The sequence below is a fragment of the Okeania hirsuta genome (assembly GCF_003838195.1).
Taxonomy (GTDB): Bacteria; Cyanobacteriota; Cyanobacteriia; order Cyanobacteriales; family Microcoleaceae; genus Okeania; species Okeania hirsuta.
The window spans coordinates 1-6,778 of the sequence record NZ_RCBY01000314.1 but is presented as its reverse complement, the minus strand read 5'-3'; the positions used below and the strand labels follow the sequence as shown (position 1 = coordinate 6,778).

The window sequence follows — 6,778 nt, the reverse complement described above, 5'->3', positions numbered from 1 at the left end:
GGAACAGGGATAAATATTTGAATATTTATGTATGGATAACAATTGATTTGATTTTGGGATGGTGGTGCATTGTAATAGTCGTACATTGTAATTATTGTTGTTACCAGAGACGGTAATGAGAGCATCTTGCTCCCTCGTTTTGAGGATGCCCACACTAGGCATTGTTCATCTGCATATATCATTATTATGTAGAACTACCTATTTTTCATTTTTGGAGATGTCTATTGGAGAGGAGAAAAGTTTACCTACCACCTAATACCTAATATCTACAAAAGAGTTTGCTCAGTTACGCTACCGCTAACACACCCTACCACTTACCACCTACTACCTACCACCTAAAATCTACTACTCATAATCAAGCAACACACTTACCCATTTAGGAGGTCTAGGAATAGGGTTGCCGATGCGGTCTAGTAATAATAAAGCTACCAAATGTACAACAAATAAATACACAAAATTATTCAGAAGTACCATAACTAAAGCAAGTGCTTGAATTAAAGGCAAACTAGGTTGAGCTAATAATCCCAATTTGATAAATATCCATTCTAGGAATTCTGTAACTTGTGTAGTTAAATATATCCAGAGGTCTTGCCCCAACAAAAGTGAAAGTAACCAAAATCGAAAAAAGAAACCAATAGAGCCTAGTATAGAACCTAAACCAACAGAAATTAACCAATTTCCTCCTCGTTTCCACACTGCCCCTAACATTACTCCCATGAAACCAAAAGGAATGACAAATAAAATACTACGAGTTGGCCCCATAAGCACAGATAAAAGTAATCCTGATACTACTGCACCCATCCAAGCGGCACGGTTTCCCCAGCGTAAATATAGTAAAGCAATTGGTATGGGGAAGAAAACTCTTAATAATGGTCCCAAGGGAAAATAATAATTGATAAACCAAATTAAACTAGCTGTACTGGCCAGAAAAGCTGTTTCTACCAGAACTATTGGTTTATCTTCTTTGCTGGTGGATGATGTTATTCGATCTGAAGTTGTTTTCACAGAATTGCTTTGGCCTTATATATTTTGGTTATTAAAATTTAATTTACTTTTAATCTACTTCTGGATTAAACGGCGTTGCTGATTTGATATATGAAATTCAATTAGTGGTAAATTTTCACCCAAAACAATAGACATCTCCAGAAAAGAGGGAACAGGGAACAGGGAACAGGGAACAGGGGGAAATAATTGATAATTTATGGATAATAGTTGATTTGATTTTTAATTTTTACCAGATGTCTAATAGTGGGAATTATATCTATAATTCTGACTCTAAAGTCACCGAAAAACTTTTTTCTGACTCCTGATTCCTGTCTCCTGTCTCCTGTCTCCTGACTCCTGACTTCTGACTCCTGACTCCTGTGAAATAATACATTTATTCAGCAACCCCGATTAAACAAGTGTACGTTCCAATGCGTGTATATCAGGAATACATAATGTATCGCGATCGCGCTTGATTAATGACTTTTTTTCTAACTTACTTAAGACTCTAGTCACTGTCTCTCTGGCCAACCCACTTAAACTACTCAGCTCTCTATGAGGCAAATTAGGAATTTCTCTTCCTTGTTGAGAATCTATACCTTGTCCCTCTGCTAGAAATAGTAAAATATCTGCTACCCTGGCCTGAGCATCTGCTTCTCGTAGTCTAAGTCGTCGATTCACTTGTCGTAAACGTCTGGCCATTAATTGAGCTAATCGAATTCCTGCTGTGGGTTCAGTATTAATTAGATGAGCAAAATCCTGAGCTGGCATATTACCAATTAATGTGGGAGCTAAGGTAATTACGTCAGTAGAGCGAGGTACTTCATCTAAAGCAGCCATTTCTCCAAATAATTCGCCTTTACCCAAAATATTCAGCGTTACTTCTTTACCATCCAAATTATAGGTGCGAATTTTTACCCACCCATCCAGAATGAAGTATACAGATGTCCCCCAATCATTCTCCAGCAAGATTACCTGATTTGGTGGATGTTGACGACTGACCACATGAATTACTGCTTTTTCTAATGCTTCTTCTGATAAACCCTCAAAAAATGAGGTAGATCGCATTAATTCTTTAATATTTAATTGGGGGTCGCGATTATACCTTTCTTCCATAAAGTTATTTTTTCAATATTAATAGGGCAGTATATTTAGCCCACAGAGCAACTATAAATTAATAGTTAAAATTAATACATATTATATTAGTAGCCAATTGGCCAATTTTAAATATCCTGAAAGTCAACAACTTTGTGGAAGTTATGAAAGGGCTTTTACAGTATGGTAGTACATAGATATACGTACAAGATTTGTCAGAAATCCAAAATATAAATAATAAATCCAGAAACTTTTACTACTGCTTCTAGTTAAGCGCTCCTTGACGGATTAAACATCCACAGGGTCATAATACTGTTTCCTAATCCTAAGAGATTGTCTAAACAGCTAAATTTGAGGACTATTATAGTTAATAAATATTATGTATTTGACACTCTATGGGATAAATCCGTGCCGATACTAAAGGTCGTTTAAACAGTTGGATTTATCCCCTGTTTAAACTTTTCATTAGTTTAGGGACTATCATTGACCCCTACCTTTAAATCATCCATGCCCATTACAGACACAGCTTTCTCAAGATTCAAAGGACATAAAACACCTAACCATTGACCAATATTTTGAGAAGCATTCCACTCAGCATTGCGTTGATAACCGTTATACCCTGTAAAAGATAGAAAGCAAAAGTCTTTAAATTATTAATTTAATCATATCCTGCTATAGCCACATCAAGCTATACGTTAGACTAAAGAGTCTGAAAAAACCTTAACACTTTTAATTGAATTAATCTCCAATTTGTATATCCAGTATGAAAGAGTAATTTTAAAGTCAGTTATGCTCTCATCAGTTTTATAATTCTTAATAAAGGTGAGCGACAGAGGTGAAACTCTTGAATTTCCAGAATAAGCAAATCAAATCAATCATCAGTGAAATAGATGAGGTGCTAAGTCAGTCTAGCACTGAAAATTCTCCTAAAGTCCTAGAAAAAACACTCAGAAAATCTCAAAAGATACTAAAGCAGGTGCTGAACTATCTGAGTCAGAATGTGGATACAATCTCAAGTCTACAGCTACTCTCTGTTGACCCACCTTCAAATTCGGAAAATATTATTGACCAGACGACAAAGCAATATCCACAACAGCTAGAAGAGTTTTTGAATCCTATTAATCACTATCTACAAGAAGATTTTCAAACTCTTAAAGAACAACGACGAGCTTTGCAACAAGAAATTAGGCAACTGGAGAAGCAAAGACAAGATAATTATTCCCTAGCTCAACAATATGCTAAACAGGAGCAAATTATCTCTGAGTTTTCTCAAGCTTTACTTGGCCCAGTGCAAGAAATATTGGTGGAACATTTGTCTCATTTAACCAACCAGCATCCATATCCAAGTCAAAGTGCTTTACCTGTTAAGCAAAATATCAATCCACAGACTTCTAAGAATATTGAACCTTCTGAGATGGTGACAAGTTCAGAGGATAAATTTAGAGAAGATTCTAACTTTGATCGGTCATTTATTGATGACTTCAATACAGAAGATCATCAGGAAATACAGCAAGAGTCAGAAAATTTTATAGCATCCAATGTTAATCCTCAAAATATTCAACATAAAAAGCTATCTTCTCAAATAAATGAATTATATGAGCCTGCCGATACAACAGTATTACCTTATCCGGGATATGAGTTTGTTGCAAAAGTAAATACAGAATCAAATACAACTGAAACAGATGATTCAAACCCTCAAGAATCATCAATTCAGAATCAACTTAATCTTGATCAACAGCAAGATTTAGAAGTTATTAAAAGTCAAGACCAGGAAAATAAAACTTTTGCTCAACTAGAAGCTCCTAGTTTTGAAGAGAATTACACACAGTGGCAAAAATATCAAAATTCAACTGCTAAAATAGAAGATGCAGAAATAGCAAATTTGATCGAATCACCACTAAATTCAGGGTCAAATTTAGACAACTCAGAAGATGTAGAAAGCACTCAAATTATCGAATCTCTCAGTCATCTTTTCGGTGAACTAGAGATAAATGAAGGACAAACTAACCAATTAATTGTGTCTCTGGAATCTAAACAAGAACAAGAACAAACACAAGAACAAACAAATTACAGCAATAAATCAGAAGAAGAAGAGTATCTTCAGGCATCGGCTAAAGAAAGTCTCTTACCAATACAAGAATCGGATGAAGAACAAAATCAAAATATAGAATTATTATTAGATACTAATACCCTCAATAATTTGCGTTCTGATTTAGAAAATTTAGAAGAATTTGACTTAGAGGAATTAGCAGATGATTCGCAACAAACTGAGTTTCAATTAGGAGAATATTCACCTGTATCTTTAGCAGAAAGTAATCTTGAATCGACTAATGATTCTGTTACTTCGACTTCAGAAGCAAAAGTTACTAACTTAGAAGTTACTAACTTAGAGGGTTTATTTATAGATATTGGTGATGTTTCAGAAAAATTAAATCTAACGAACCAAGAAAATACCCAAAGTTCAGCAGAAAATACAGAAAATGAACAAACTTTAGAAGATATTTTAGATGGCTTAACATCTTCAATAGAAGTAGAACAAATAGAAACAGATGAGCGAGAATTTTTACCGCTAGAAACTCTACTTCAAGACCCTCCAGAGACAGAAAAAAAAAAATTAATTTATCAAAACAGACAGATATAACACCAGATAAAACAGCTTTACTATGGTATTTAGGAATTGACTTTGGTACTACAGGTATTTCTGCAGCATTATTTAATCGTAGCAGTAGTGAAATTTATCCTATATATTGGGAGAGATTACCAACTCAACAAAAGTTAAATATTACTCAAACAAATCAAGAATTTACTCTCTCAACAAAAATAGGCCAAAAAACTTTCAATTCTACCAAAAAAATATATCACCTACCATCAACTTTATACATACATCAAAAATCATCTCAAGAGAAAAATATAGAAGAAAAACCCTTATTACTACAAAACTTTAAACCAGGTTTAAAAGTTACTATTCCTTACCTTTCAATTAAATTTGAAAAACAAAAATCCCAGGATAAACCAGACAAATCTGTTCTTCTAGGTTCTAACTTGATTGCTACAACTGCCCATGAACCAATTTTACAGTTGTCTGAACATGAACAAATTCCCCTCAAGTTAGTTAATCAAGGATTAGTAACTTTATTGACAACCCTTCAGCCCCAAGCTTTTGGCCAAGACTCTATTTCTTTAACTGATAGAGAAACTCAAACAATAGTTACTTTACCTAATGATTATAATTGTGGCGCAGTAGGATTAGACCAAGAAACATTTTTTTCAGCTTTGGCACAATTAAAATGTGTGTTGATCGGTAGTCCGACTAATTGGCCAGAAGCCTATCGCTTCAATCTGAGAGAAGCAGTTTTAGAAGCAGGTCTTGTCAAAAATGTCAATCAAGTAATTGTGATTGAGGACGCGATCGCTACTGCCCTATCAGAATTAACTTCAGTAAGAGAAGATTCAAAAACATCTACGATCTCAGAATTTAGAAGGGGCAAAATTTTAATTGTGAATGTGGGAGCAACTACAACAGAAATGGCCTTAGTTAATTTTCCTGATGATGGCCAAAATTTAACTTATTCTCACTTCCATTGCCATAGTTTTGCTTATGGAGGTCAGGCCCTAGATCAAGATATTGTTTGTCAACTATTACTAAAAAACGAAAATATTTCGCCCCAGACCGAGAAAGAAAAGAATCAAGAACAATCTACTCAATTATGGCCACGGCCAGGCTATCCAGATTTGTCAATTAGGTCTCAACTACAGCAATGGTTACAAAGTTCATCCTATAGACAAGAATTATTAGCAGCAGCTCGTAATTTAAAAGTCATTCTGCCATCTGAAAAAGAATTTACTTTGAATATAGGCGATCGCCAATGGAGTTTACAACAACAAGATTTAGAAAAAAAAGTATTAGAGCCTTTTATACAACAATTAAATCAGGAGTTAAATAATTTTTTGAGTAGGGTGGGAATATCTCCAGTGGGAATTAACCGCGCTTTATGTACTGGAGGTAGTGGGAGTTGGAGTGGGATATCTCGTTGGTTACGTCAAAAATTGCCTAATGCAATTATTGTTCAAGATGCAAAAGTTAATTCTGAAAATGTAGAGTTAGGGCAGGAAAATCTGCAGGGATCGGATAATTGTTTATCTGAGATTGAAGATATTAAATTAACTATAGGTAGGGTTGCTTATGGTTTAGCTATTTTACCTCTTTATCCACAAATTATAGATATACCTCAACAACAGTACAACGACTATTTTTTACTTTGGGAAATACTACGAGTTTTTCCAGATCATCCTTTATCTCTAAAAGAAGTTTATCAATTATTAGAGGAGCAAGGAATAAATACTCGTGTTTGTCAGGAGAACATTAAGACTATTTTAGAAAGTAAACTACCTCCAGGTTTAGTGCCTTCGGAGGAAGATGTCATGCTATTGAGTGAAGTTTCTCGACAAAATTCTGAATATCAAAGTTTGAGAGCAAAGCCACTTTTTTGCCAAGAACCTGATGGTAATGGGTATCGTTTGAGTAATGAACAAGCAGAATATGTAAGAGAATACTTAAATATGCTAGTGGCTAATACTAGGCAAAAATTTGAGGAACCCCTATAAAGTTAACAGAAAATGTGGCGTTGCTTAAATGTAATAATAATTAGACATCTACTCCACCCATAGGGAGTAGGCAGCTTTGCTGTAGGCAGTAGGG

4 protein-coding genes are annotated in these 6,778 nt (G+C 34.7%); 2 read left to right on the top strand and 2 right to left on the bottom strand.

The annotated features are described in order from the left end of the window. Positions 1-345: 345 nt before the first annotated feature. Both D5R40_RS28995 and D5R40_RS28990 read right to left on the bottom strand, forming a co-directional pair. Positions 346-1,005, bottom strand: coding sequence for a DUF2232 domain-containing protein (locus tag D5R40_RS28995; RefSeq protein ID WP_124147464.1), 660 nt, complete (start codon positions 1,003-1,005; stop codon positions 346-348). A gap of 390 nt (positions 1,006-1,395) precedes the next feature. Continuing rightward, positions 1,396-2,100, bottom strand: coding sequence for a Crp/Fnr family transcriptional regulator (locus D5R40_RS28990; RefSeq protein ID WP_124147463.1), 705 nt, complete (start codon positions 2,098-2,100; stop codon positions 1,396-1,398). Positions 2,101-2,923: 823 nt separating this feature from the next. Here D5R40_RS28990 and D5R40_RS28985 point away from each other — a divergent pair. Continuing rightward, the gene (locus tag D5R40_RS28985; protein ID WP_124155591.1) at positions 2,924-4,720 is read left to right on the top strand and encodes a hypothetical protein; all 1,797 of its coding nucleotides are present in this window, start codon (positions 2,924-2,926) and stop codon (positions 4,718-4,720) included. Positions 4,721-5,121: 401 nt separating this feature from the next. Beyond that, positions 5,122-6,684, top strand: coding sequence for an acetate and sugar kinases/Hsc70/actin family protein (locus tag D5R40_RS28980; protein ID WP_124147461.1), 1,563 nt, complete (start codon positions 5,122-5,124; stop codon positions 6,682-6,684). The last annotated feature ends 94 nt before the right edge of the window (positions 6,685-6,778 follow it).

Coding starts and splice junctions, on each gene's coding strand:
- D5R40_RS28990 (WP_124147463.1), bottom strand. CDS start 2,100: ATGGAAGAAAGGTATAATCGCGACCCCCAATTAAATATTAAAGAATTA.